Origin of the sequence: Microcoleus sp., from assembly GCF_049646505.1 — a bacterium.
Taxonomy (GTDB): Bacteria; Cyanobacteriota; Cyanobacteriia; order Cyanobacteriales; family Microcoleaceae; genus Microcoleus.
The window spans coordinates 1-4,441 of sequence record NZ_JBARVX010000080.1 but is presented as its reverse complement, the minus strand read 5'-3'; the positions used below and the strand labels follow the sequence as shown (position 1 = coordinate 4,441).

At 48.3% G+C, this 4,441-nt stretch carries 1 protein-coding gene and 1 pseudogene; both read right to left on the bottom strand.

What is annotated here, in order from left to right; translation table 11 throughout:
• Positions 1–125: 125 nt before the first annotated feature.
• Positions 126–1,265: pseudogene (locus WBA89_RS04310) on the bottom strand (filamentous hemagglutinin N-terminal domain-containing protein); the annotation flags it as partial.
• A gap of 334 nt (positions 1,266–1,599) precedes the next feature.
• The coding region (locus WBA89_RS04305; protein ID WP_424404297.1) for a filamentous hemagglutinin N-terminal domain-containing protein at positions 1,600–4,441 on the bottom strand (2,842 nt) is incomplete at its 5' end.

Here is a 4,441-nt window from a genome sequence, read left to right as displayed (position 1 = left end):
CGGACTGGGACTTGACTTAATGCCTCACCCATAAGTGTAATCAGTTATCACTAACTCCGTTGAGAGTTAGGCTAACCGTCCCTGGATAGGAAAACCTACCCATTTAGGTTAAACGAATCGCACATCGAGCCAGATATTGTAAACTTACTAAGAAAGTTTTGAAAGCTCTCAACTCCAATTCCACTCAGTTCTACTGAGTCGGTAGCGCGGATATTGACAGCGCCCGCTACACCATTTTCTAATGCCAGCGTGGAGATTTGCGCTCCACCTTCTGCCCGAAAATTTTGAGCGTTAATGTCGATACCCCTACCATCGATATTTCCCAAAGTCAGTGCATAAATTCTGCCATTATTGAGGTTGACATTTCCACCTCGAATATCAACTTTGCCCCCACCGAGTCCACTGGTGTTGAGCACTGAGCCGTTGGCTATTTCAATATTACCAAAGTTGGAAATCTTGTCATAGTTTAAACTTAATCCCAATGGCGTTGCCCCAAATCCAACCATCCCCGGACTAGCGACGCTACCCAGCAAAATTTGTCCGGTTGATGCAGTAACACTTCCCTGATTTAATTCAATATCTCCTCCCACTAGGGCGAGAGTTTGTCCTGGCTGCACTGCTAAGCCAATGTTATTAAAAATCGGTGGGAACCCTGGAGGTAACTCTGGTAAACTCAAGGCTGGTGCTGCTGAAGAGTTAATGATTTTTCCCGGATTTTCTCGAAAGTTTAAACCGATAGGTATATTGACATTTAACAGCGGTAGTGATTGGGGATGGCGGCTGCTGAATTGATAGCCATTATCGAAAACTACGCTATCAGCAGAACTTGCTAAAAATGAACCACGCAAATCTAGCCTCGCATTGGGGCCGAAGACAATTCCTTTGGAATTGAGTAAGAATAAGTTGGCATTCCCTTGCACTCCCAACACACCTAAAATATTAGAAGGATTCCCACCCGTAACGCGACTAAAAATATTCGCAATCCCGTTAGGATTTGCAAAATATGCGCCTCGTCCTTCACCAACGTTAAATTGTTGGAAACTGTGAAATAAATTTACTCCGCGAGTTGCACCGCCAGTGATTCTATCTGAGGGTAAATTGTTGATAGTGTCGGGAACAGTACGCGAACTTTCTGCACCCAAGCTGCTGTCGGGGATGATTTGACCGATCGCGCTTCCGGGAAAAAAGCACCAATAACCACTCAAAAGTAACAGGTAAATAGCTCCTGAAAGATAGTATTTGTCTCGGTCTTTGCGCTGATTCATGTTGCTTAATTGCCATAATTAGAGATTTTGGAAAACCATAATTAACCTTTTGTTAGCTGACATTCGGAGGGAGCATCTCAATTTTGCTGTAGTGCGAGCGTTCCCGCTCGCGAGTGTTATACCAATTTTATAAAGTAGCGCTAGATATAACCCCCCCCAACCCCCCCTTGGTAAGGGGGGGCTTCGGATTTCATCTATAGCATATCTTTAGAAAAATGGTATTATATACTCGCGAGCGGGGACGCTCGCACGCTCAATGTAAAAAAATGCTTTTTGCAAAAGTTGAGAAGCTCCCCATTCGGCGAGAAATTTTAAAGCATAAGCTATTTTCAGGTCATCGGGGCTGACAAACCGAAACAGGATGCCTCGTGCGCTGTGGAAATTGACCCGCAACTTCCGCAGCCACCAGCGTAACTTCCCCTTTTGCATTCATCACCCAACCGCGCGCGGGAACCACTTCCTGAGTTTTTTTCTCCATTTCTTCCCTCGAACCTCTATCCGTTACATCCGTTACATCCGTTACAGAATCCGCTGCCGAACCTTCCACCCACGGAAACGGTGCAGGTTCGCTGCTGAGAACATCGTTAGGACTCGCTGGCACTCCCCCTTTCCCAGTGACTGTAAACTCGTTTTCGCCCCCTTCGAGACAGGGATTTGCCGCAATTAATGCCGCCCGATCGACCAAATTTTGCGGCAGTTCCACTAAACCTTGAGCGGGATTCACCCCAGAGGCGCCGAATGTTACCGCCCCTTGCAAAGCCGGGCCGCCACTTTGGGAAATCGCAGCGATGTCGCTACTCCCAAGTAGAGAAGTAGGACTTACTTGCAAATCTGCAAATTGCGCGTCTTCCAGATTCAACCTGCTTCTGACTTGTTCGCGAGTAACTGCACTAAAGCCAAAAACACTGGGGACATTGACGCTGACGCGCCCGCCGGCTGCTGTGCGGGCGTTAGCGGTGATGTCGCTGTTGTCTTGGGGGAGGGCGACAAGAATGCCGCTGTTGATATTGATGTTGCCGCCGTCAGAATTGCCCGCATCGGTGGTAATTCGACTCCCGCGGCGCAATTGGATGTCTTGCGATTGCAGGTTAATATTTGCCCCCGTACCCGATACGGTTGTGCCGTCAATTCTTGCTTTGTTGTCAAGGCCGATCGAATTTGCGACAACATTGATATTACCGGCGCGTCCGGTTCCCGTAGCCTGCACCGTGATTGTAGCTCCATTTGCGACAGTTAGCCGATCGCGCGCCGTCAGATTCAACGAGCCAGCATTTGCTGTAGCATCGGGATTAGTACCGAATGTCTTACCAACCGAAGCATCTATTGTACTGACAAACAAACCGTTATTGCCGCTACCGCTGACCTCAATGCGATCGGCATTCACAGTAATATTCCCCACATCTCCCGCACCCAAAGAACTCGTAGAAACTATCCCCCCATCCCGCACAGTGAGGCTGGGCGTATCAACACGAATATCCCCGCCCCGACTAGAACTCAAAGTTGCAGAAGTCAGCGCGCTAGCATTCTGAATTCCGCTGGTCAAAACTTGAGAAATACCTGAAATTTCTACTGATTCAGTCGCCCTAACTGTTAAATTTCCAGCAGGCCCGCCATCCTGAGAAAACAAAAACCTGCCAACTAAAACACCCGTTCCCAATGTAAACGCAGAACCGCCAGAGAGACTCAACCGCTTCGTCTCAACATTAATATTACCAGCAGGGCCGGTAGAACCGATACTCAGCGTGCTAATTCCAGTTGACACAACTGTTCGCGGGCCGCTGTTAAACAATTCGACTGATTCAGCAGCTTTAACATTAATACTCCCAGACGGGCCGCTGCTGTAACTCGTAGTACCCAGAAGAGAACCGTCGCGCATAATTAATCGACTGACATCAATACTAATACCTCCTCCCGCCCCGGTACTTTCTTTCGCTGTCCCGTTGTTGATTCCAGAACCCACCATTTCAAAAGTATTGGCGCGAACAATCAAATTGCCGCCCCTTCCACCACCAAAAGTTATCCCGCTACCGAGTACCCCATTGTTGAATAGCAAGCGTCCGGTATCGAAGGTAATACTCCCCCCTGCACCATCACCAGCACTAGCATTAAACATCGTAAATAGCGGGCCAAACGGGTCTGCGGTTCCCGATACCAGATATGTAATTGCCACCTGTTGAAAGGCATCAACTCCCAGCCCGCTCATTTCTATTGAATCAGCAGCGCGGAAATTGATATTACCTCCGGCACCGTCTCCTAGAGTCAAAGTAGAAAATTGCGTGCCGTTTTGCGATCGCAATTTTTGGGCATCGATATCGATACCTCTACCATCAATATTGCCCAGTGTAACCGCATAAAATCGCGCAGCGTCGAGGGTAATATTTCCACCTTTTAACTCTGCTCTGCCGCCACCGGTGCCGCTGGTATTTATCAGCGTTCCACCGGATATTTGAATATTGCCGAAGTTCTGAATCTTGTCATAATTTAAACTTAAACCTCCCTGCTGCGGGCCCGATGTCAGTGCCAAATTAACTAAACCGGGACTGGCTGCGCTACCGAGCAAAATTTGTCCGCCATTGGCGGTTAAATTGCCGCCTGGGATTTGGATGTCGCCGCCAATCAGTGCTAAAGTTTGACCTGGATCTACGGCTAAACCAACTCGATCGCTAATCGGAATTGGCACGGGAGATGCTGGCAGGTTGCTCTTTCCCGTCGCCGTGGATTGATTGACAATTGTACCGGGACTGTCTCTAAATCTTAAACCTACGGGAATATTAACTGTTAATAGCGGTGATGTTTGCGGGTTGGTGCTGCTGAATTCAAAGCCGTTATCAAACACAACACTGTCAGCCGTTGAACCAACAAACGAACCGCGCAAATCTAACCGCGCATTTGGCCCGAAGACAATGCCTTTCGGGTTAATTAAAAACAAATTAGCATTGCCTAAAACTCCCAGAGTTCCTAAAATATTTGAGGATTTGCCGCCCGTAACGCGGGTAAAAATGTTAGCAATTCCGCTGGGATTGGCAAAATAAGCTCCCCGCCCTTCTTTGATGTTGAATTCGCCGAAACTGTGAAATAGGTTAACCCCGCGAGTTGCGCCGCCGGTAATTCTATCTGAGGGTAAGTTGTTGACAGTATCGGGGACAGTGCGCGAACTTTCAGGGCCCAAGCTGCTG